The following is a 25,114-nucleotide window of genomic DNA, read 5'->3' as shown; positions in this document are numbered from 1 at the left end:
TATGAGTTTTGTTTATGCAGGGGACGTGCCGTTTGCTATTATCTTGTTATATTATCTTCCTTCTCCGTCCTGAACTGCGTTGGCCTCATGCCAAATAGATCTTTGAAGCATTTGCTGAAATAATCCGGGTCGTTAAATCCTACTTTATATGCTATCTCGGAAACATTCAGTTCGGTTGTTTTTAGTAACTCGGCTGCTTTTTTAAGACGGATAATACGTAGGTATTCGTTTGGAGAGTAGTTGGTTATGCCTTTGATTTTCTTATAGAAGATGGTTCGCCCCATGTTGGCGGCCTGGGCAAAGTCGTCGATCAGGAAATCGGGATCATCTAAATGCTTTTCGATGATATCGTGCATTTTCTTGATGAACTCATTGTCCTTATCTGTGGTACAGATCGTAGTTTGTATCATGCCGGGTTCGTGGGCAAACTTATATTGCAGCTTTTCGCGTTGCTCAATCAGCTTGATGATGCGCGAGATAAGATACGTGGTACTGAATGGCTTGATGATATATGCATCGGCCCCGGCGTTGATACCTTCTAGCTGGTGTTCCATAGAGGAGTGGGCTGTCAGCAGGATGATAGGGATGTGGCTGGTCTGGAAGTCTGATTTTAATTTGCGGGTGACTTCGAATCCATCCATTTCGGGCATCATTACATCGCATACAATGAGGCTTGGTTCTCCATGTGTGGCAGCTTCCCAACCCAAAAGACCGTTTGAGGCGGTGGATACGGTGAAGTAGTCGCTTAGTTGGTCTTCAAGGAAGGAGCGGATTTCTTCATCGTCTTCGATCAGGAGGATTTTGTATTTTCTGGTTTGTACTGCTTCTTTAGATTTGTTTTCTTCTACAGTTTCATGTTCGTCAATAGTGAGAGATGGCGTAGATCCTCCCCCTGCCCCCTCCAGAGGGGGATACGATGCCGCACTATCCGCATGGGAACCTGGGCGTAGCGCCTCGCTACCCGCATGGGGACCTGGGTGTAGCGCCTCGCTACCCGCATGGGAACCTGGGTGTAGCGCCTCGCTACCCGCATGGGAACCTGGGTGCAGCGCCTCGCTGCGGATGGTTACTGTAAAACAGGCGCCTCCCCATTCGGAGTCACTGTATTCAATTTCTCCTTTGTGTACGCGGGTTAGTTCGGCGGTAAGATGCAGACCAATTCCGATGCCCGACGAAGAGTAATTGATTTGTTTGAACCTAACGAAAAGCAGATCACGTTTTTCGGGTGGAATACCGATGCCCGAATCCGAAACTTTCAGGATAAAACGTTCCGCGGCATCATCAAAGTCGATAGACAAAGCAATGTTTCCCCCTTCCGGTGTATGTTTGAACGCATTGGATAAGAGGTTGAAAACAATCTTCTCTATTTTTCCTTCATCCAGTAAGATTCTTTTCGAGGTTTGGTTAGAAGAGAAAGAGAAATGAATACGCTTCTGGTCGGCTGTTTCCTGGAACAACTCATATATTCCACGCAGGAAATCGACAGCCTCTATCTCTTCCAGCCGCAGGTCCATCTGATCGTTCTGCATTTTTCGGAATTCCAGTAGCTGATCAATCAGTCTCATTAGCTTCGATGAACTCTTTTCTAATGTCCTGAGTTGTTTTTTGAGTATCGGTGGCAGAGGTTTCACCTGCGCCATGCTCTCTATGCTTCCGCGGATAATTGTAAGCGGTGTTCTGAATTCATGCGATATATTGGTGAAAAAGCGCAAACGATACTCGGTAATCTTCTTTTCGACTTCCACTTCGTTGTGCAGCTTATTCATTTTTATAATCAGCTTTATGGCAAAGAATCCTGTAACCAGTAACAGGATAACATATAGAATAAACGCATTGGTCGACTTCCAGAACGGCGGCACAACAATAACCTCTAACTCAGTACTTTCCAGAGAAGGAGAGGGATTGTTTGCGTTTTTAACTTTAAACCTGTACTTTCCGGCAGGGATATTCTTATACGTGGCAACGTTATATTGCGTAATCGGGTTCCATCCTTTATCGTAGTTCTCGAGAATGTAGCTGTACCTGTTGGAGTGCGAGCTTTGGAAGTTTAAGGAAGAAAACTCAATACTAAACGAATTCTGTCCGTTCTTCAGCCGGATCGTTTTTGTTTGCGTAATGCTCTCGCTCAGCGGTGAGTCGGGGGTATTCGGACTCACCGGAACGCCATTGATGCTAAGACCTGTAAGGCTGACCGGCTGGGCGAATGTTTGTGCTTCGAAAGAAACGGGATTGAAAATGTACATCCCGTTATAACTTCCAAACAATAAATCGCCGTTTTTCCTTTTGTAAGCTGCTGCTTCACAGAACAGGTCACTCTCCCAGACATCGAGGAAGCTGTAATTCTCGAAGAGCATATCGGCCGGATTAAATTTGGATATTCCGCTCTCTGTGCTGATCCAGATGTTTTGGTTGTTATCTTCGAGCATAGCCTGAATCATATTGTTGATCAGCCCTTCTTCCGATGTGTAGTGTTTGAGCTCGTATGTATTTGTTGCCGGGTCTTTTGTTGCCAGATTGAGTCCTCCGCCGGATGTGCCGATCCAGATTCTATGCTGGCTATCTTCCAACATTGTTTTTACGATGTTGTTGTTTAGGGATTTGGGGTTATTCTTATCAAAGTGCAACCAGTCATAGCGGCTATCATCTGTCAACAAAGTGTCCGGATCGAAAACAGTCACTCCATTTTCTCCTCCCGCCCAGATGAGTCCGGAATGATCCTGAATCAGGTAGCGCACCTGCTTCTGTTTGTTCGATATTCTGGGAAACCGGGTGCCGTTCAGCTTTCCGTCTTTTAACTCGTATAGGTACAATCCGTCGCCGAATGTTCCTATCCACATTCTCCCTTTACTGTCGCAGAGTACGGTATAAATGTTGTTGGCTCCCGTTTTGTGGTCGTCGGATAATAGGTGTATATAACACTCGCTCATCTTTCTTTTTCCTTTGGGAATAACCAATAACCCGTTGCCCTTTGTTCCTACCCATATATTTCCTGCCGTATCCGGGGTGATGGAATAAGCAGCTCCCTGCCGGAGTTGGAACGTAGATTTCTGTTTTAAGTCCTTGTCAAATACATAAATATCTCCGCTCTTCGTTCCGATCCAGATCTCTCCATTCGTTGCATCCTCAAATATGCTTCGGATGGTTCTATCCGAATAATCTGTTTTCTTAAGGTCGGGGAGGAAGATTTTATTGTTGTACTTGGTCAGCGAAATCTTGGCGATGCCTGTGTTTTCTGTCCCAATCCAGATATCGCCCGTTCGGTCTTCCTTTACGGATAACAGGTAGTTATTCTTCAATCCGCTGTTGGCGGTGGTGAAATGGCTGATCTCGCCGTTGGGTTCGATCGTAAAAAGGCCATTCCCGAAAGTGGTGATCCAGAAAATGCCCCTGGAATCGCAATATACATCAAATCTCTCGAGGTCGATGATAGAAATGATGGACTCCGGAATCAGCCTATACTTCTTAAAAGCTCCGGTTTCGGGTTGATAATGCCAAATGTTTCCTGTCTTGTTATATACCCAGGGGTTATTCTTGTTGTCCGTATGAATAAAAGTTTCGGATAGTTCTTCGCCATTGAAAAGCGCCCGGGCAGAGGTAATCCGGACAGAGGTGGTTTCCAGAATCAATGTCGATTGTTTGCCGGTTATGAGTATCCGGTCCTCGTCGAGTGCAGAGGTATGGTTTATCTTAAAGTTCTTCCATCCCAGGCTGGTTGCCGGAAGAAATACGCTACGTAGTTTATCGAAAACAAGGATGGCGTCATTATTGGTAAAGAAGTAAATCTGATTTTGCAGTTCAACAACGCTATGATAATTGTACGTATGGTTTCCTGTATTGCAGAACCTTGGAATGTTATTGATGATCTGCACCAGCCCTTTGTCCGTTCCAATCCATATTTGTCCGGACGAATCCTTCAGGACAAAGGTTACGACGTTTGTTCCTATATTATCAATGTCGTAAAGCGTGGAGATCATCTTATTGTCTTTATAATGAATATGGCACGCCCCGTTCTCCAGTCCCCACAGCCAGACGTCGCCATCGGGCATTGCCTTGATCTGATAATAATTCCGGGCTTCGTTTTTGCCGGTATAGTCGGCAAAAGATTCAATATTTGTATCATAACAGTTCACGAACCGCGATGTGCTTTGTATCCAGATGCGTCCGTTTTGGTCCTCGAATGTTTGCCTGATATTGTTTTCCGTGAGCGATGGCGTATTAAATTCGGGGTGCAGCGACAGGAATTGATGCCCATCGAAACGGTTCAAACCATTGATTGTGCTGATCCACATAAAACCACGGCTATCCTGCATCACACATCTGACGGTGTTGTGCGATAGCCCGTCTTTATTTGTGATGTTCTCAAACTTCAAACCTTCAATGGCCGATAGGGAGAAGAGATTAAAGCAGATAAGATATAGGATTAAATACAGCTTTTTCATTCATCGTATTAAATAATTGACAACTAATGTTTCCGGCAATGTTCCCGGTTATGTTGATTTCGTATATTTTGCTCTTAAAAAACCCTCTCAGAATGCTTGTGGAGGCGCTTTTTGCGTTTGCAGCAAACATCAACTTGCGTTTGCTGCAAACGCAATGTTGTCTTTGCTGCAAACGCAAGTTGATGTTTGCTGCAAACGCAAGACGGACTTTCGAAGAGGTATTTTGAAATGGTAAAGTATCTGCACATATAGGTGTAATTCGTATTTTGAATGACTTTACAGGTTCTTAACTATGCAAATTTAAGAAGAAAAACGAATCTATTCTTTATTGCCGCCATTTTCAATATGAAGTATACGATATTCCGCCTTTTCCGTCAATTTTTCGGGTTGCCACCCCTTTCAGGAAGTGTTAAAACGCAGGTGCCGTACAAAACGCGGGGTAGAAACGAAAATTTGTCGGGTGCGAAAAAAAGCCTTCTCCCTACTTTTGTTCACAAGCAGAAAGGTTAATTTGATTGGCCGGAGCTCCTGAATATCTAATACGTGTGAAGACTGGTAGAGACTTTGGACCCTCCTGATCATTATGTACCTGTAAACTAATACTTTTAAAAATCATGAATTGTATGAAAAAAGAGAGAAAGCCTATTTACATTAAGCTACTCATGCTTTGGGCCTTCGCATTTATGTGGACTACCGTGTTTGCTCAGAGCAGTATTACCGTAACCGGAACAGTAAGAGACGACGTAGAAAGTCTTATTGGTGTGAGTGTTGCCGTAAAAGGAACTACCATTGGTACCATCACCGATATGGATGGTAAGTTTACATTGAATGTTCCCAGTGACAGAAGCGTGCTGACCTTTTCTTATGTAGGGTACGATACCCAAAACGTAACCGTAGGTACTACACGTACCTTTAACATCACGATGAAATCTGATAACCAGCTATTGGAAGAAGTTGTCGTGATTGGTTATGGTGCAGTGAAGCGTAAAGACCTGACCGGGTCTACCGTTTCCGTTGGTTCCAAAGAACTCGCCATGTCTCCTGTAACAACCGCTGCACAGGCTTTGGCCGGTAAAGCTGCCGGTGTAAACGTGATCCAGCAGAGTGGTGCTCCAGGTGCCGAAATCCAGATCACCGTGCGTGGGGGAACCTCTATCACACAAGGTACCGAACCTTTGTATATTGTAGACGGATTCCAGATGGAAAACGGTTTGCAGAATGTAGATATCAATGATATCGAAAGCATCGACGTAATGAAAGATGCCTCTGCAACAGCTATTTATGGAGCACGCGGATCGAACGGGGTAATCCTGATCACAACCAAATCCGGTAAATCGGGCAAAACAGAAGTTTCCTACAATGGCTTTTTTAGTTTCGACAACCTGGGCAAGAAACTCAGTTTGCTGGGACTCGAAGACTACGTAAAATACCAGTATGAGTTTAACGTACTTCGCGGCGATGCAAATACTTTCGCTAACTTCTTCGGAGGCGATGTAAACGCAGCCGATTTCTACTCCGGTGCTTACGGACGTATTGCCCAGGAGTACGGAAGCGGAAAACGTCAGGCCATCGACTGGCAGGACCTCGTATTCGGCGATACAGGTATTACGCAGAATCACAACGTAAACATCAATGGCGGTACCGAAAAGACCAGATACATGTTGAGCTACAACTATACCGGTGAAGATGGTATTATGGCAAAACACGGCTATCAGAAAAACAGTATCCGTGCCAAGATCAACCACGAATTGTGGAAAGGTGTTCGCTTTGACTTCTCTACCAGCGCACAAATGACCAAAGTAGATGGTGGCGGATCATTGGGTGGCAAACTGAAACAAACGATCTTGCAACCTATTACCGGTGGCGACAAATGGACGAACGAACAAATGGTAGGTTCGGACATCGGTACGGAAATCGGCGACCTGATGGGTGAAGCCAATTACGACTCACAAAACCCGATCCTCGACAATCAGGCTATTACAAACAAGAAATATACACGCATGGTAACTGCCAACGCAGGTCTGGAAATTGATATCATTAAAGATTTAACCTTCCGTACTGCCGGTAGCTATATGTGGCAACAAGTTCGCAAGGACTACTGGGACGATGGTAGCACCAAACAAGCGAAAGCCAATAAAAGCCCTTATGGATATGGTTCGCGCGATAACAGCGAAAAATATTCCTGGCAGATCACTAACACCCTGAACTATGCGTTCAATCTGGCCGATAAGCATAGCTTCAACGTATTGGCAGGACAGGAAACCTATTACTATCAGGATATGAAACTCGAAAACGAATACCGTGAGTTTTCCGATGGTAACTTTGGGCTGAACGACGTAAGTATGGGTAAACCATATACCTGGAAATCAGGAAAAGAAAGAGTCGGTCTGGTTTCTGTATTCGGACGTCTGTCTTACAACTTCAATGACCGTTATCTGTTTACCGGTACCCTTCGTGGCGACGGTTCTTCTAAATTTGCGCGTGGCAAACAATGGGGATACTTCCCATCGGCTTCTGCTGCATGGCGTATTTCGGAAGAAAAGTTCATGGAAAACCTCAGAACATTCGTAGATAACCTAAAGCTGCGTGCAGGATACGGTACGGCAGGTAACAACAATATTGATAACAATAAGTATGCTACCACCTATGGCGCAGGCCATTATGGTATCGGTGGTTCAGACTATATCACCTATGTTCCCGGTAGCACATTGGGTAACCCCGACCTGAAATGGGAAAAAACCACCACAACCAACATCGGTTTGGATGTATCTTTGTTTGGTACCCGTTTAAACCTGGCTGTAGATTGGTATAACAATGAATCTTCCAACCTGTTGATTGAAAATAAAATTCCTACATCTACAGGATATAGCACTCAATTCCAGAACATCGGTTCTATTCGTAACCGCGGAGTGGAAATCGTATTGAACAGTACAAACATCCGCACCAGGGATTTCACATGGACAACCGACTTCAATATTGCTTTCAACCGCTCAAAAGTACTCGATTTGTATGGAAGCGATGAACTGAACTCATTTATACAAGATTATGAATCGCGTATGGGCTACAAGATTGAAGTAGGTAAGCCTCTCGGCCAGTTCTACGGACTTATTTATGATGGCGTTTATACCACAAACGACTTTACTCAGAACTCAGACGGAACATACACCCTGAAAGATGATATACCTTATCTGAAAGGAAGCACCCGCTCTAAAGTAAAAGTAGGCGATGTGAAATACAAAGCGATTAAAGGCGATGTCGATGCCGACGGAAAACCGGTTTACTCCATCGACGACCGTACCGTTATTGGCGATGCACAACCCAAATTCACAGGAGGTATAAACAATACCTTCCAATACAAAGGCTTCGACCTGAATATCTTCATGACCTATTCTTATGGAAATGAAGTATTCAACATGAGTACGCAGCGTTTTATCGGCCCGTATTTAGGTAACCAGAACTCACTTTCAAAAATGACGAACCGTATTACATTGATTGATCCTACTACAGGTAAGGAAACAATGGATCTGGCTCGTTTGGCCGAACTGAACCCACAACAATTCAGTGGTGCAGCACTATGGAATATCTCATCTAACAATAAAAATGCGATCAGCGACCATAGTAGCTATTACCTGGAAGATGCCTCATTCTTGCGTCTGAGCACCATTACATTGGGCTATACCTTACCAAAAACATGGGTACAGAAAGCCAGAATCAGTAATGCCCGTGTGTATTGCACACTGAATAATATCTATACATTTACAGACTATTCAGGCTATGACCCGGAAGTATCGGCTAAAAACAGCGCATTAACTCCAGGTATTGACAACTCTTCATATCCTCGTTCTAAGAGCTGGGTATTGGGTGTGAACTTAACTTTTTAATTGATTACAAATATGAAAAAGATAATAAATATATTAGGGGTATCAGTATTATTACTGATGTTCAGCTCGTGTGAGGATTGGTTGGATATGCCCTCTGAATCAAAAGCGGATAGCTCCTCTATTTTTACAACGGTAAGTCGCGCGGAAATGACCGTAGTGGGTGCCTATGCTTCTCTGCATACTCAGGAATTGGGATATCAGTTGCTTATGGGTACAGACGAGTCAAGCTCTACAGAGTCAAACTCAAAATACAATGTATCTAACTACGATTATACCAACCTTACAGGAATGTTAAGCTCAACCTATACTACCATGTATAAGGCTATTGAGTATTCCAATGTATGTATTAAGAATATACCCGGTATGAGTGCCGCTTCTGAAACAGAAGAAAAGAAACTCAATTCATTATTGGGCGAAGCGTATGCCATCCGTGCGTATGCATACTGGAATATAGTAAGATTCTATGGTGATGTTCCTTATTCGGATGTACCGACTACCGACCTGACTACGTTCTCTTCTTCACGTGTGAGCCGTGATACCATTTGGGATCATTGCATAGACGATTTGCAGAAAGCCGTTAAACTGCTTCCCTGGAAAAGCGAAAATATGGTATCTACAACAGAACGTTTCACCAAAAACTCTGCTTATGGTATCCTGGCTCGCGTGGCCTTGCATGCTGCCGGTTATTCTTTACGTTGGGACCTGAATACCGTTCCTTATAGCCAAAGCACCGTGAAAATTGCACAACGCAGTGATGCCGCCCGCGTTAAGGAGTTGTATCAGATAGCTGCCGATGCTTGTAATGCTGTTATCACTCAGGGAGAAAACTCTCTGTTGGCCAACTACGATCAGGTTTTCCGCGATTTGGCTTTGAAGCAGTATAACAATGAAAGTATGCTGGAATATGGTTGGTATGGTGCAAATGCTCCTGACGTTCGTACCGGATATACAAACGGAATTGCCGTAAATGGTACCAGTACAACCTTTGGTAAGGGTGGCCCTCAAATGGTTACTATGCCAACCCTGTACTTTGACTTTGAAGAAGGCGACCAACGTCGTGATGTATCCGTGTGTAACTTCGGCCTCATGACCGATGATGGTATGCAGTTGAATACCTATGTTGGAACTTGTATTGGAAAATATCGCATCGACTGGAAGAGCGAAAGAGGTACAACAGATAGCAAACGCGACATTAACTTCCCATTATTGCGCTACTCGGATGTATTATTAATGTATGCTGAGGCTTTGAATGAATTGAATAATGGCCCAACAGCCGCAGCAACCAAAGCATTTGAAGATGTACGTTTGCGTGCATTCAAGAATGATGCAAGCAAGCTTGGTACTACTCCGGCAACTTACGATAGCTTCAAAAAAGCGATTATTGAAGAACGCAAACTGGAACTTTCAAATGAATCATTGCGTAAGAGTGACCTGACACGTTGGGGTATTCTTTATGATCATCTGACAAATTCAAAAGAGGAGTTATATAAACTGGCCAGACGCGAAGGGAAGTATGCTAATGTAGATGTATATCGTGCTTATAAGGTAACGAAAGCTGTATTCAAGAATCCAACTATTGCTGTGCCTTATATTCCGATGAGTGATGCAGATATCAGCTCTATGAACTTGGACGAAACCGATTTAACTACACTGAAAACGCTGAACTCTTCTTCAAAAGGTTTTCTGGATGTGACATTCTATGAAGATAAAGCGAGTGGCAAAGTTTACTTTACTGAGGGCGCTGTACCGGAAGGAGTAGCAGTTGAAGAAGTTTCTTATACTATTCTGAATATGTTTGGTTGCCATGCAGTGAAGCAAAAAGGCGGTTTGTCTGTAGATAAAGTAGAAGGTTTTGCAGATGTAAACAACTGGATCACAGATATGTTCTATGGTATGCAGAAGAATATGGTAGAGATTATGCCATTCAATACAACCAATATAATCGATGTTAATCCGGGCTTGATCGGACAGCAACATCCTTGTTATTGATATAACCATGAAAAAATATTCACTAATTACCACATTGTTGTTGCTGTTTGCCTGGGCAAACACCCATGCCCAGCAACTAGCTTTCCCCACAGCCGAAGGATATGGTAAATATACTTCGGGTGGGAGAGGTGGCAAGGTCATTACCGTGACCAATCTCAATGATTCCGGCGAAGGGAGCCTGCGCCATGCTATTGAGCAGCAGGGTCCTCGCATCGTGGTCTTTGCCGTAGACGGCACCATAGAACTTCAATCCAAATTAGTGATAGAAAGTGACAGTATAACCATTGCCGGGCAAACAGCGCCCGGCGATGGTATCTGTTTAAAGAACTTCCCTTTCTATATAAGAGCCAACAATGTAATAATCCGTTATATCCGCTCCCGGATGGGCGACAAATTTGAAGCCGAGGACGATGCCATGGGAGCTATCAGAGTGAAAAACCTGATCATAGACCACTGTTCACTGTCATGGTCGACCGATGAATGTCTTTCCGTATACAATTCGGAAAATGTCACTGTGCAGTGGTGTATGGTTACACATAGCCTTTCCAAATCTGTGCACTCCAAAGGTGCGCACGGTTTTGGTGGAATTTGGGGAGGCTGTGGTGCTACTTTTCATCATAACCTGATGGCACATCACAGTAGTCGTAATCCGCGTTTTGCTTCGGATGGTTGTAATCCGATTGATTTCAGGAATAACGTAGTTTACAATTGGGGATTCAAATCGGCTTACGGAGGAGGGCGATATGGTAAAGTCAACTTCGTAGCTAATTATTATAAACCGGGCCCTGCCACTTCCGAAGAAAAGCGGGCATGTTTTCTTGACCCTGCCGAGGATGGAACAGGAGGGTATTACTTCTTTGGTAACATCATGCTTGGTAGTGAATCTGTGACCGATGACAATTGGAAGGGAGTAACACATAAATCCGAACGGGTGAGGGCGGAAGAACCTTATCCATTTGTTCCAATCCATCAGGATACTCCTGAAATTGCCTACGAAAGAGTGCTCAATTATGCCGGATGTAGTCACCGTCGCGATGGTTACGACAAACGTGTGATAGAGGAAGTACGTATAGGAACTGCAACAGGGGGCGAAACCTATGGTGGAGGCAATAAAGGTATTATTGATTCACAAAATGCAGTGGGTGGATGGCCGGAATTACAGTCCGGTATATATCCGAAAGATAGCGATGGAGATGGGATGCCCGATGCTTGGGAGAACGAATACGGGCTTAATCCCAACGATCCGGCAGATGGAAATTTGTACAATCTAAAGGAAGATTATACAAATATTGAAATATATCTGAATTCTTTAGTATCTTCCGAAGATTATTTCTCGGTATTGCGGGAAACAGCGGATAAAAACCTGACAAAAGCTTATCCTGCGGAACGCATATCCGATTTTAGTAAAAGTCTGAAACCGGTAGGGCGAATCCTGGAGTCTGAAGGGTATTACGTATGGTGTTGTGCTCCGATCTTTGGAGAAGATGGGAAAGTGCATGTGTTTTATTCACGTTGGCCCGAGAAATACGGAATGGGAGGATGGATCAGTAAGTGTGAAATTGCCCATGCAGTAGCCGATCAGCCCGAGGGTCCATATACTTATGTGGAAACGGTGTTGGCTCCCCGCCCGGGATATTTTGATGCGACCACTTGTCACAATCCGCACATTCAGTATGTGGATGGAGCATATTACTTGTTCTACATGGGAAATAGTGACGGTTCTGTGTACACTAAGAGGATAGGATTGGCGAAATCCAAATCACTTTACGGTCCTTGGGAAAGAAGTGATAAACCGGTACTGGAAGCAGGTAAGAAAGGAGCATGGGACGATTGCAATACAACAAATCCGGCTTTCCTGATTCACCCCAACGGGCAAGCATGGTTGTATTATAAATCATGGAATAAAGAAGCCTACCAAAAGCAGGAAGGAGCAATTCGCGCTAACCGGAAATATGGCTTGGCTATAGCGAAACAAGTGGAGGGTAAATATAAGCGTTATAAAGGGAATCCGGTAGTTGACCTCTCTGTACACGGTGATAATAAGCAGGTAGAAGACGCTTATGTTTATCTGGAAGATGGAAAATTTAAGATGCTGATGCGAGATATGGGATATTTCGATCATGAAGTGGGGCTGATCTTTGAATCCGAAGACGGAATCTACTGGTCGGAACCTCAGATTGCCTGGTTCGGAGCTAAAGTGTATCTGGAAGAACCTGCCGCACCCAAACATCTAAAAAGATACGGTCGTTTTGAGCGTCCCCAGCTATTGATGAAAGACGGGAAGCCTGCTTATCTGTTCAATGCTATGCAAGGTGGTAAATACAATACGGCATCGGGATTTGTTTTTAAAATAATGTCTAATGAATAAATATAGATTTCAATGAAGAGTTACGTTGCGATAAAGAAACTAACGTTGGGCGCTTTCGCCGCATTGTTGTTTTCCTGTGGTGATAGCCAACCGGAAAAGATCGACCGTTTTGCACTTGTGGACAGGAATGATCCTAAAGTAACGGAGTTTGAAGAATTATCATCCCTGTCGGTAGGAAATGGAAATTTCGCTGTGACAGTAGATGCTACCGGCTTGCAGACTTTCCCTGAATTGTATTCGGCAGGTGTTCCGTTGGGTACACAGTCGCAATGGGGCTGGCATAGCTATCCGAATACGCAGAAATACACGCCCGAAGAAACATTGAAGAATTATAATTTCAGAGGATGGGATGAACCTTACGCTGTTCAGTTTAATGAGCCGGGCAGACAGCAGGATGCGGCTAACTATTTCCGTGTTAATCCACATCGCCTGCATCTGGGATATGTAGGATTGGAACTAATTAATGAGAATGGCGAAACAGTAAAAGCCGATCAAATCACCGGAATCAATCAGGAACTACATCTTTGGGATGGTGTGATCAATAGCCGGTTTATGATCGGATCGGATTCTGCTAGCGTGAAAACGGCAGTTCATCCGGGTAGAGACAGATTGGCTGTGGCGTTAAACTCTCCGCTGATCGGAAAAGGTACAATGAAAGTTAATCTGCGATTCCCTTATCCAACAGGTGGCCATGCGGATGATGCAACAGATTGGAACTCTCCACAAAAGCATAAAACGGAAATCGTATCTCAGGATGAGGCTATTGTAATCTTCAAAAGAACACTAGATGATACTGTATATTATGTAACTGTAAATTATCAGGGAAAAGCCTCGGTCACAGAGAAAGCTCCTCACTACTTTGTGATTGCTCCTGAAAGCGATGATTTCCAGTTAACCTGTGATTTTACAGATAAAAACCCTGCTGAAGATGTAAACGTAGCAACAGAGACATTCACTGCTTCGTCTGAGTACTGGCAGGCATTCTGGAAAAGAGGGGGTGCAATTGACTTCTCCAAATGTACCGATGAGCGTGCAAGTGAACTGGAACGCAGAATTATTCTTTCGCAATACCTGATGGCTATCCAGTCGGCTGGAATGTATCCTCCGCAAGAAACCGGATTGACGTATAACAGTTGGTTTGGCAAATTCCACCTGGAAATGCATTGGTGGCATGCGGTACATTTCGCGCTGTGGAACCGTGCCGATTTACTGGAAAGAAGCATGGATTGGTATGCTCAGGCTTATCCTATCGCTAAATCTATCGCCGAACGCCAAGGATTCAAGGGTGCGCGTTGGATGAAAATGACTGATCCTTCCGGTACGGAAGCTCCTTCTAAAGTGGGTTCATTCCTCATCTGGCAACAACCGCACTTCATTTATATGGCCGAATTGATTTACAGAAACAATCCATCCAATGAAGTCCTGGAGAAATATAGCTTCCTGGTAAATGAAACCGCTGAGTTTATGGCGTCATTTGCTACGTATGACGAACTGGAAGGACGTTATGTACTGAAAGGAATCATCCCTGCACAGGAAACACTCAGGGCATCGGAAACCATTAATCCTCCGTTTGAACTTTCTTACTGGCACTATGCCATGTCTGTTGCACAACAATGGAGAGAGCGTGCGGGGCAAAAACGTAAACCACAATGGGATGAACTGATTGATAAACTATCTCCATTAACCTATTTAGATGGTTTATACCTGGCATCCGAAGATGCAACAGATACATACAAAGATATCCGCTTTACTTCGGATCATCCGGCTGTATTGGGAGCTTTAGGTATCCTGCCCGAATGTAAACTTGTTCGTCCGGACTATATGAAGAATACACTGAACTGGATCTGGGATAACTGGAATTGGGGAAAAACCTGGGGATGGGATTATCCGATGACTGCTATGAGTGCTGCACGTCTGGGGGAACCGGAAAAAGCAGTTGGCGCTTTATTAATGGATAAACGTACCAACACTTATCTGGTAAACGGTCATAACTATCAGGATTCCCGCCTGCGTGTATATCTACCGGGCAATGGTGGGTTATTAACCGCTGCCGCTATGATGTGTGCCGGTTGGGATGGCAACGAGGTGAAAACCCCGGGCTTCCCTAAAGATGGTAAATGGAATGTGGTTTGGGAAGATTTGCAACCCATGCCTTAAGCCCCGAGGCGGGGCACCCAGGTTTCCTGCGGATAATATAGAAGGAAATCAAAAGAACAAAAAGAACTTAATACAATGAAAAAAATAACACTAGTACTTTTATCTTTTTTATTCATACAAACCATATCTGCCCAAAAAACAGGTATCCTGTTTGCCGAATCGGAAATGAAACGTTTCCCGCAGGCATGGCAGTTGGACCATGGTAAGCGATTATACTTTGGTTATGCCCAGGGAGTGGGCTGCCAGGCCATGCTTGAAGTATGGAAAGAAACCAAAGACCGTAAATACCTCGATTATGTCATTGAGTGGGCAGATACGATCATTAATGATAATGGAGAAATCCATCTGTATAAAGTAGAAACCTATAACATTGATTACATCAATCCGGGAAAAATCCTGTTCGAAGTATATCGCCAAACCGGAAAAGAGAAGTATAAACTCGCTATTGAAAGACTTGTTGCGCAGATGAAAATGCACCCTCGTACTCTGGAAGGCGCTTTCTGGCATAAACTAATCTATCAACATCAAATCTGGTTAGATGGATTATACATGGGTTCGCCATTCCTGGCCGAATATGCTGTTACCTTCAATCAACCACAATGGATAGACGATGTGGTTAATCAATTCCTGATCTGTGCCCGCCGGACCTATGATGATAAAACAGGATTGTACTATCATGCCTGGGATGAAAGCAAGAAACAACGCTGGGCTAACAAAGAAACCGGACACTCACCCAACTTCTGGGGACGTAGCATCGGGTGGTGGTTTATGGCATTGGTCGATGTGCTTGATTTCATTCCGCAAGACCATCCGCAACGTGGTGAGTTAATTAAGATGATACAAGGACTTGCCGATACACTGCCTAAGTATCAGGATAAGACAGGTTTGTGGTATCAGGTATTGGATAAGGGAGATAGAGCCGGAAACTATCTGGAAGCCTCCGTTTCGTCCATGTTTATGTATTCTTATGCTAAGGCTGTCAACAAAGGATATATTGATAAGAAATATAGAAAGATAGCCGCAAAGACATACGATGGGTTAATGAATACCCTTATCGTGAAGAACGATGATGGAACACTTACATTAACAAAATGTTGTGCAGTAGGCGGATTGGGGGGTAATCCGTATCGTGACGGTAGTTTTGAATATTATGTAAACGAACGTATCCGTGATAATGATTCTAAGGCTACAGGACCTTTCATTATGGGATGTTTGGAATTGAAGAAATAGAAGAAACTGAATATATGGTAAAAAGATTGATTTTGTTTGTAGGGGTAATGTGTGCACTGACTGTCGGTGTGACATCTTGTAGTCAGGCTGGTGGGGGAAATAAATACGCATACTTGTATAAAGATTTACCTTTTGAGATGCCTTTACTTTCTCCACCTTCTTTCCCGGAAAAGGAAATAAATATCACCGACTTCGGGGGGGTAGGCAATGGGATTAACCTGAATACCGAGGCTTTTGCCAAGGCGATAGATCATCTCTCCGCAGCGGGAGGTGGGCGATTGGTTATTCCTTCGGGCGTATGGTTTACCGGACCTATTGTATTAAAAAGCAATATCAATCTGCACCTTGAAGATAGGGCGATTATTCTCTTTTCACCCGATAAAGACCTGTATCCGATAGTCGAAACATCTTTTGAGGGGTTGGATACTTACCGTTGCCAGTCGCCTATTTCCGGGCGCAACCTGGAAAATATAGCGATTACAGGTAGTGGTGCTATCGACGGAAACGGGCATTATTGGCGCCCATTAAAGAAACAGAAAGCACCGGAAGATGTTTGGAAAGCAACCCTTGCCCGGGGAGGAGCGTTTAAACGCGATGATTACTGGATGCCTTCCCAGCAGTATGTAACAGGCGATGCTGTCAGCGATATGAATGTTCCCCGCCATCTGAAAACTGTGGAAGAGTTCTATACATTGAGAGATTTTCTTCGTCCCGTACTATTAAGTTTGATTGAATGTAAAGGCATATATCTGGAGGGGGTTATCTTCCAGAACTCCGCAGCGTGGAATCTTCATCCGCTAATGTGCGAGAACCTGATTATAGATGGTGTGCAGGTGCGCAATCCGTCGTATGCACAGAACGGAGACGGGCTGGACCTTGAGTCTTGTAAGAATACGATTGTAGTTAACAGTACATTCGATGTGGGCGATGACGGTATTTGTATCAAGTCCGGTAAAGATGAGGACGGTCGTAAGCGGAATTTTCCTTGCGAGAACCTGATTGTAGATAACTGTACGGTGTTTAAAGGTCATGGTGGTTTTGTGGTAGGAAGTGAAATGTCTAGTGGAGTCAGAAACATCAAGGTTTCTAACAGCCAGTTTCTTGGCACCGATGTCGGCCTTCGTTTCAAAAGCCGCAGAGGTCGCGGTGGTGTGGTAGAGAATATCTACATTTCTGATATCAGTATGTTTGATATTGCAACGGAACCAGTTTCATTCAATCTGTATTATGGCGGAAAATCGGCTACTGAATCATTGGAAGATGGCGATACCATAGAGCAACCCGAAGATTTGGTGCCTGTGGATGAAACCACGCCGACCTTTAAAGATATCTATATTAAAAATATCACTTGTAGCCATGCACGTAAAGCTATGTTCTTCTATGGACTTCCCGAACATAACATTGATAATATCAATATAGAGAACTTTGTGGTGCATTCGAAGATTGGTGCAGAACTTATGGAGTCGACAAACATTACATTGAAGAATATCCAAATCTATCCCGAACAAGGTCCTGCTTTATTCTTAGGTAATGTGCAGCATGTAACCGTCGATGGGTTTGAAACAGATAGCAGCCTTGAAACTATTTTCACGATTGCCGGAAGTAAAACGGAGCATGTAGATATTACATCTGGCTACGATAATATGAAAGTTAAACTGGGTAAAGAAACGAATCAAGCAACTATACAAATCAAAAACTAATATGTCATTGAAATCACTATCCACATTAGCAATTCTGTTATTCTATACGGGACAACTCTTTGCACAGGCTACCGAAAAGCCTGAGAAACTGGCAACTACTATTGCCGATCGTATCATTTCCGAAACTCCTTATACGTTTACGGATACGGAGACAGGGCAGATTTATACTTCCCTCAAGGGGGTGCCTGTGGTTAAAACAATGAAGGCGACTAATGAATACAACGACTGGCATTATACGAATGGTGTATTGCACATGGCGTTGCTTGAGCTGGCCGATCTGGAGAAAAATAAGAAGTATGAAGATTATGTCTGGAACAACATGTACTTCATCTTCGATAAAGATAACCTGGGTTATTTCGAGAAACAATACAACGAGGCTTTTAAGGAAGGCGGTTGGCGGGGTATCCGTAAGCTAACCTGGCACATGATTTTCCGCAATAAACGTCTGGACGATAACGGTCCGATGGGAGCCAGTCTGATTGATTTGCAAATGCGTAGGCCCCATAATGCGTTTTTGAATTATATCCGTACTACCGAAGAACACCTCATGCATGCCGAACCTCGTTTGGAAGATGGTACCATTGCCCGTATCTGGCCGCACGAAAATACGATTTGGGCCGATGACCTCTTCATGGGCGTGTCTTTCCTTTGCCGCATGGGTAAGATGACGGGCGATGTGAAGTACTTCGACGATGCTGCTAATCAGGTATTAAACTACCATAAGTACCTTTGGCATCCCGAAAAGGAGATTTACTACCACTGTTACCATACCGATAATAAGGAACATGGCGTGGCACATTGGTCGAGAGCAAACGGCTGGATGTTGATGGCGCAAGCAGATCTGCTAACGATGCTTCCCGAGAATCATCCTAAAAAGGCTGCATTGATTGAGAACTTTAACCGCCAGGTGATTGGTATTCTTCAATATCAGGGAAAGAACGGTTTGTGGTATCAGGTGTTGGATAAAACGGATTCTTACGAAGAAATAACCGGTACCTCCATGTTCGTATTTGCCATTGCCCGTGGTGTTCGTATGGGATGGATCAATAAGGATTATATCTACGCTGCCGAACAAGGTTTAAAAGGCATGATGACTAAAATGATGGATGAGGGTGATGTAACGGCCATTTGCGTGGGTACAGGAATCATGCCATCGCTGACTTTCTATTATAACCGCCCCACTCAGGAGAATGCACCGATGGGAGAGGGGCCCGTACTTCGTGCACTGATTGAAATGGCGAAGGCTAAGCGGTATTCCGAGATCTCGGCGGATGATCAGTATGATAAGATTGGCGGCAACGCGCCGCTGTGAGGTTCTTTATAGGTAAAAGTGAGGCAGTGGCAAGGTGCCACTGCCTTACAGTTAGAATCTATATCCAACTGCTATTGTCATGCTTAAATTCCTGGCATCCATCCCATCTATTGGTTCTATCAGCCCCATCTGTCCATCCATGCCTACATTGAACTTACCAAACTCCAATGTAACGCCACTAGCTAGTCCCAGATCGAAGCGATCCAGGCCACCATCTCCAAATGTGTTTTCACTATTTTCGCCCCATTTTGTTTTTCCTCCTATACCATATGCCATGTAGCCACCAGCTGCAACTACAATTGCCATATCATTCTGGAATCTGAATCGGGCAGCGCCCAGTACAGGTGCTTCCAGATAAACCTGATTAATTTTCAGGCCATCGGCCTTAGCTCCTTTAGAGGCAATAAATAACGACGGTTGGAGGGAGAATATATCGGTGAATGCATATTCAAGTCCACCGCCGATTCTGTAGCCTATCTTTGCATCGGTATCAGGGTCGTCGCCCCAGTAGTTACTAACAGTCATCCCTCCTTTTACATTCCAGGTAAGTTGCGCAAAAGAAACAGTTGCAATCATTGCAAGTGTAATCAATAATAAACTTCTTTTCATAACAGATTAATGGTTTAAATTAATATTAAAAGAATAGTTCGCTTGGTTGTTTTAACTTAATAAATTAATTTTTATAAAAGTAAAAGAATGTAAATCCTCCAATCGCGGAATTTCCCTAAACATTTATAGGGTTTCTTATATAGGTTAATAAATCCGCCGTTTTGAACAGTTCTTTGTATTAGCGGACATTTTAAGTTAACCATCTTTTTCTTCATCAATGAATAACAGATGCAGAAAAGATGGGTACGCTCTTGCGATGGGATATAAAACCGTAAAAAGTGATGCTTTTCTCTTCATTTGTATAACCTCAAAAGGCTTTCTTTCTCTATCTTTGTCTTTTATCAATGTCAGAAAATACAATAATTCCAAATTAAACTATCGACAATATGAAATTAAAGCGATTATCACTAACTGGGTTGTTATTAATTCCTTATATATGCGTTTTCTCCCAAAGTGTCCAGCTTAAAAAGCAGGAATTTGTTTATAAAACTGTTAAGGGACATGAGATAAAGGCAAATGTATTCTTGCCCAATTCTGGAGAGAAGCATCCGGTTTTGATCTATTTTCATGGAGGAGGATTTATTTTTGGAAACAGAGATCAGGGTTTGGAGACTCCTCTTAAGGAAAAGTTTGTTGCTAATGGCTATGCAGTTGTATCGGCCGATTATAGATTAGCGCCGGAAACAAAACTGGATGAAATAATAACAGATGTAAGCGATGTTATAAAGTGGATCAGGCTGAACGGGGAACAAAAATATAACATGGATACGGGTAAGATTGTAGCTGCTGGAGGATCGGCTGGAGGATATTTAGCTCTTACATCGGCTTTTAACGCAGATTTTATGCCGGATGCTATCGTTGCTATTTCATCGCCAACGGGATTTTCAACGGCAAATATGCAGATGGGAGATTTAGCAGTGCTTAGTCGTCCCGGACCGTATGACATCGTCAAAGATTCTGTGGTTTCGTATGGAAATTATGATAGCCGGATCGATTTATGGCGGTTTTTAGGCAGGAACCGGTTGGCACTGTATGAGATTTTTGGCTTTGATCCTGCGGAAGAACCCGAAAAACTGAAGAAGTATACATTGACTGATAATATAAGAGCCGATTTTCCGCCTACTTTAATAATTCATGCCAGGAATGACCGGTTGGTAGGCTTGCAAGAGGTGAGTGAGTTTTATGATTTTCTGGCCGGTAAGCAAATTAATGCGGAATTGCATTTGGTAGAAAACGGACATAGCAGTGAACTGATCAGGCAGCACCCGGAAGTAGTCGAAAAGATAATCGAATTCTTAAAAGCAATTTAATAATATAAAAACAATGATTATGAATACTTTAACTTATTTCTTTTCGGTCCTGATTACATCTTTCTGTATCAGTTTAAATGCATATTCACAGGAATTGACTGCTGAACAAAACGAAAAGATTACTTCCGAGATTGCAACGCTTTTTGAAAATAGTGTCAAAGCCTCGGAGAGTTTTGATTCAGAACTACTGGCAGATAATGTGGACGATAGTCTGAAAGCGGGATTCATTATCAATGGACATTTCTTCCGCTCTTTTGATCAGGTAATGAACGATTTTAAAGAAAAAATAAGAGGTTGCAAGTCGCAGAAAATGCATGTTGTCAATAAAAAGATTACCGTCTTGGCAGATAATGCGGCGTTGGTTACTGCATCGGGAAACTATTCGATGGCGCTTGAAGATGGTCGTACTCTAACAGGCAGATTTGCATGGACGCTTGTTTTTTCAAAAGCGAATGGAAGTTGGAAAATCGTTCATTCCCATATGTAAATCACTGATAAAAGATTACGTCTCATTATTTTAGCACAAAAGTTGCATGTAAATATCAGAAGTCAGGCATGCTGTGTAAGTAAACATGCTACCACTGTTTGTGCTTTCTGCCATAAGAGAAACTGCGTAGAGAAATCACTACAAACTTCATAAGCAAGTGGGTGAACCTTGAATACACCCGGGTGTATCAGTCCAAAAGACCCGGGTGTATGGGTATGGAAGACCCGGGTGTTCCCAGGCAAAAGACCCGGGTCTTTTATGCCTCAGGAAACTTGCACGTTCTTCTCTTTCCTGTACTATTCCGGAGCTGACCTTTGCTTTGGACAAATGATTGATGGTTGCATGTACGAACACGGTTAATATCCTACTCACCCGTAGCTCTTAGTTTTTTGCGTGTGACTTGTGACATTAGGATGCGACTTCTTCATAAAACGCCATGTTCTACGAGTCCCTATTTATCGGCTTTTGGGAAGCCCGTGTCAGATATGACGCTTTTTTCGTGGAAAATCTTTATGTAATAGAGAGAAAGGAAGCAGGGTATATGCATAATAAAGCTCCCCCTTTCTATTCTTTCCCTGAAATTCACTATCTTTGTCCGGCTTTAATAACATATATAATGAAAAAGAAAAAGAAACAGCAACTCTTGACAGATTATATCAAGGCTGCACGAAAAGGAAGCAGGGAAGCGGAGATTGAGCTTTATGGACATCCGCTGAACCATCACAAAATTGTTAAGTCCAAAAAAGTGTACGACAGGAAGAAGAATAAGGCAGATGATAAGGATCTGCCTTATTTTTTTGCCGGTGGTGATGTGTCACTGCGCGGTTTCTCAATATCAATCGGAACCAGAAACTGCCAAAGCTAAGGCAGGCTGATCCCTAAAAACTTTTAAAATTTGCGAGAGATATTAAGTTAAAGCCGCCAGTTTATTAACTGATGTTATTAAAGACTGTATTTCGTTATTATATTTGGTGGATAACTCAAACTACAATATATTTGCAATGTGTTTTTCATAGTATTAGATTTAAGGTTAACAAAGATTGGCTGCTCGCGAGGAGTGGCCCTTTTTTTTATGTATAAGTAATCAAATACTAGGCGAACTTCCAATCCTTTAACCTTATCTCATTGTCAGTGCAGGGTCTAAAAAGATGCAGCAATAGAGAACCACTTCCATGCCGGAGAGATGTTCTTACCTAACGTCATCACCGGAGTACTGATCCGCTCTTGCAATCGTTTATAATTCGAAGCAGTATCATACTCGGGTAGTTTGAAGCGAAGTCGATTAGCACGGTAAACGAGCACATAGCTTTGGCTTATAAACGAATATCTTTGTATGTGAAGAAACACTATAAATAGAATTATTATAAATTTACCCCCATTACAATGAGCAAAAAAAGCTTCTTTATTGCCTTAGCCACCTTATTAATATGTGGATTAAGGATGTATTCGAATCCCGCAAATGATTTATTAAATCGAATTGGTGGCAATGGTACCAGCGACAGGTTTATTATCGCCATTGAACCGGTTGCCAATGGAAATGAATATTTCACCATAGATTCGGAAAACAGAAAACCCAAAATAATTGGCGATAGCTATTTGTCTGTCGCGACCGGCATTCATTGGTATTTGAAATACCACGCAGGTATTTTACTTACCTGGAATAACCTCACAACGGATTTGACTACCGTGAATCTTCCCCTTCCTGACCATAAAGAAGTGTATCAAACCTCGCTTTCATATCGTTATTACCTCAATTATTGTACTTATTCTTATTCTATGGCTTTCTGGGATTGGGAACGTTGGCAAAAGGAAATCGACTGGATGGCTTTGCATGGCGTAAATATGCCCCTTGCCCTGACCGGAACCGAAGTGGTTTGGAGGAATGTATTGACTCAGAAGTTAGGATATACTAAGGCTGAGGCTAATGATTTTATTGCCGGATCGGGCTTTCAAGCCTGGTTTCTGATGAATAACCTCGAAGGTTGGGGAGGACCTAACCCTGATAGTTGGTATGACCGACAGGAAGCGTTACAGAAAAAGATCGTTGCACGTATGCGGGAATTGGGGATGCAACCAGTGTTTGCCGGATACTCGGGTATGGTGCCGAGCAATATTCGTAGTAAAAAAGATTGGAGCATTTCTGATCCGGGAACGTGGTGTGGTTTCCAACGCCCGGGTTTCTTGTTACCTACCGATGAGAATTTTAATGAAATGGCTCAATATTACTATGAGGAGTTGCGCGAACTTTATGGTACTTCTACCTATTATAGTATGGACCCGTTCCATGAAGGAGGAAGTGTAAAGGGAGTGAACCTTACCGATGCATTTCAGGCAGTATATAACGCCATGAAAACATATAGCGGATGCGAGGAAACACCTCAATGGGTGATCCAATCCTGGCAGGAGAATCCACGGCAGGAAGCTTTGGATGCTCTTGAACCGGGGACTCTCGTTGTACTCGATTTATTTTCTGACGCCCGTAAGAAATGGTTGGAATGGGACGGTTACAAGCAAACTGGTACAAAAGACCGGCATGAGTTCGTATTTTGTGTTTTGAATAACTTTGGTGGTCGTACCGGCATGCACGGACGATTGGACAGGACAATACGAGAGTTTAATGAAGCACGATGGCGTTATCCGCAAACGATGAAAGGCGTAGGAACGACTATGGAAGCTATTGAAAATAATCCTGTGGTTTATGAATTGGCTTATGAGTTGGCTTGGCGCCCGACGGCAATTTCTGTTGGCGATTGGATCAGTCATTATGTAAAAGCCCGTTATGGTTGTACTACTCCCGAGATAGAGAAAGCCTGGTATCTGCTTTCGAATGGCATTTACAACTGTCCTACCAATCAGGATGGGGTATCGGAATCTGTATTATGTGCACGTCCGTCGTTAACAGTAAATTCAGTTTCAACCTGGTCTACGGCTGCTATTTATTATAATATGGATGAAGTACGGGAAGCGGCAAAGCTACTATTGTCGCAAAGTGATATCTTGTCGGGTTCAAATTACGTTTATGATCTGGTTGATATTACGCGTCAAACGTTGGCCGATTATGCATACGAACTGCTTAAACAAATCAATTCCGCCCATAATTCAGAAGAAATACAGCTTCGGAATTCGTTGATCGATCGTTTCTTGGAGGTTATTCTTGATCAAGATAGACTTATGAATACAATTCCTGATTTCAGGTTGGATACATGGATTGAGTCTGCCCGTAAACTCGGAAATACCATTGCTGAAAAGAACTTGTATGAAAGAAATGCCCGCTTACAAATAACTACCTGGGGACCTATGGCAGCAGCTAACGGTGGAGGATTGCATGACTATTCAAATCGTGAATGGGGAGGTTTGCTAAAAGATTATTATTACAAGCGTTGGAAACTGTATTTCGATTGCCTCAAAGCCGGACAACCTACTCCGGACGCTACATCCTTCTTTCAAATGGAATATGAGTGGGCCACTACTTCCATGAAGCCGGAAGTTTGTCCGGCCACTGTTCAGTATGATCCGATCACAACAGTAAAAGAAATCTTCAATAAATACTATAATTGACAATTCTCTAATGTAAATTTGAGTGTATTTCTTTATTTATTCGTATTATTCCAGAACGTTATAACTTTGATATA

The 25,114-nt window shown here is 43.2% G+C and carries 13 protein-coding genes and 1 pseudogene; 11 read left to right on the top strand and 3 right to left on the bottom strand.

Annotated features, from left to right (window positions below):
* Nucleotides 1-38 precede the first annotated feature (38 nt).
* The gene (locus D0T87_RS16830) at nucleotides 39-4,439 is read right to left on the bottom strand and encodes a two-component regulator propeller domain-containing protein (protein WP_163176286.1); all 4,401 of its coding nucleotides are present in this window, start codon (nucleotides 4,437-4,439) and stop codon (nucleotides 39-41) included.
* A gap of 662 nt (nucleotides 4,440-5,101) precedes the next feature.
* On the opposite strand from D0T87_RS16830, the gene D0T87_RS16825 reads away from it, so the two are divergent.
* The 7 genes and pseudogenes from D0T87_RS16825 (at nucleotide 5,102) to D0T87_RS16795 (ending at nucleotide 19,076) form a co-directional block, all read left to right on the top strand.
* Nucleotides 5,102-8,320, top strand: a complete 3,219-nt coding sequence (locus tag D0T87_RS16825; protein WP_370526882.1) for a SusC/RagA family TonB-linked outer membrane protein — start codon at nucleotides 5,102-5,104, stop codon at nucleotides 8,318-8,320.
* Nucleotides 8,321-8,332: 12 nt separating this feature from the next.
* Entirely contained in the window at nucleotides 8,333-10,309 is a 1,977-nt protein-coding gene (locus tag D0T87_RS16820) for a RagB/SusD family nutrient uptake outer membrane protein (protein WP_163176284.1), read from the top strand.
* 7 nt (nucleotides 10,310-10,316) lie between these two features.
* Nucleotides 10,317-12,677: a hypothetical protein gene (locus D0T87_RS25155; protein WP_370526877.1), complete on the top strand. Its 2,361-nt coding sequence runs from the start codon at nucleotides 10,317-10,319 to the stop codon at nucleotides 12,675-12,677.
* A 12-nt stretch (nucleotides 12,678-12,689) separates the two neighbouring features.
* Nucleotides 12,690-14,834 carry a hypothetical protein gene (locus tag D0T87_RS16810; RefSeq protein ID WP_163176283.1) on the top strand — a complete coding sequence of 715 codons (2,145 nt, stop codon included), beginning with the start codon at nucleotides 12,690-12,692 and terminating at the stop codon, nucleotides 14,832-14,834.
* A gap of 150 nt (nucleotides 14,835-14,984) precedes the next feature.
* Nucleotides 14,985-16,064 (top strand): annotated as a pseudogene (locus D0T87_RS16805) (glycoside hydrolase family 105 protein); the annotation flags it as partial.
* Between the two features lie 47 nt (nucleotides 16,065-16,111).
* Nucleotides 16,112-17,764 (top strand): glycoside hydrolase family 28 protein, encoded by a 1,653-nt coding sequence (locus D0T87_RS16800; protein WP_370526881.1) that lies wholly within the window; start codon nucleotides 16,112-16,114, stop codon nucleotides 17,762-17,764.
* 1 nt (nucleotide 17,765) lies between these two features.
* Entirely contained in the window at nucleotides 17,766-19,076 is a 1,311-nt protein-coding gene (locus D0T87_RS16795; protein ID WP_163176280.1) for a glycoside hydrolase family 105 protein, read from the top strand.
* A gap of 51 nt (nucleotides 19,077-19,127) precedes the next feature.
* Here D0T87_RS16795 and D0T87_RS16790 read toward each other — a convergent pair whose 3' ends face one another.
* Nucleotides 19,128-19,685: a porin family protein gene (locus tag D0T87_RS16790; RefSeq protein WP_163176279.1), complete on the bottom strand. Its 558-nt coding sequence runs from the start codon at nucleotides 19,683-19,685 to the stop codon at nucleotides 19,128-19,130.
* 386 nt (nucleotides 19,686-20,071) lie between these two features.
* Between D0T87_RS16790 and D0T87_RS16785 the strand changes: the two genes are divergently transcribed.
* From D0T87_RS16785 to D0T87_RS16775, 3 genes are all read left to right on the top strand, one after another.
* Nucleotides 20,072-20,995, top strand: coding sequence for an alpha/beta hydrolase (locus D0T87_RS16785; protein ID WP_163176278.1), 924 nt, complete (start codon nucleotides 20,072-20,074; stop codon nucleotides 20,993-20,995).
* A 19-nt stretch (nucleotides 20,996-21,014) separates the two neighbouring features.
* Nucleotides 21,015-21,482: a nuclear transport factor 2 family protein gene (locus D0T87_RS16780; RefSeq protein ID WP_163176277.1), complete on the top strand. Its 468-nt coding sequence runs from the start codon at nucleotides 21,015-21,017 to the stop codon at nucleotides 21,480-21,482.
* 616 nt (nucleotides 21,483-22,098) lie between these two features.
* Entirely contained in the window at nucleotides 22,099-22,347 is a 249-nt protein-coding gene (locus tag D0T87_RS16775) for a hypothetical protein (protein ID WP_163176276.1), read from the top strand.
* A 275-nt stretch (nucleotides 22,348-22,622) separates the two neighbouring features.
* Here D0T87_RS16775 and D0T87_RS16770 read toward each other — a convergent pair whose 3' ends face one another.
* The gene (locus D0T87_RS16770; protein WP_163176257.1) at nucleotides 22,623-22,784 is read right to left on the bottom strand and encodes a hypothetical protein; all 162 of its coding nucleotides are present in this window, start codon (nucleotides 22,782-22,784) and stop codon (nucleotides 22,623-22,625) included.
* An 81-nt stretch (nucleotides 22,785-22,865) separates the two neighbouring features.
* Between D0T87_RS16770 and D0T87_RS16765 the strand changes: the two genes are divergently transcribed.
* Entirely contained in the window at nucleotides 22,866-25,040 is a 2,175-nt protein-coding gene (locus D0T87_RS16765) for an alpha-N-acetylglucosaminidase (protein ID WP_239063731.1), read from the top strand.
* The last annotated feature ends 74 nt before the right edge of the window (nucleotides 25,041-25,114 follow it).

This window comes from Bacteroides sp. 51, from assembly GCF_010500965.1.
GTDB lineage: Bacteria > Bacteroidota > Bacteroidia > Bacteroidales > Bacteroidaceae > Bacteroides.
The sequence above is the reverse complement of the archived record's forward strand: the minus strand, read 5'-3'. Positions and strand labels throughout refer to the sequence as shown.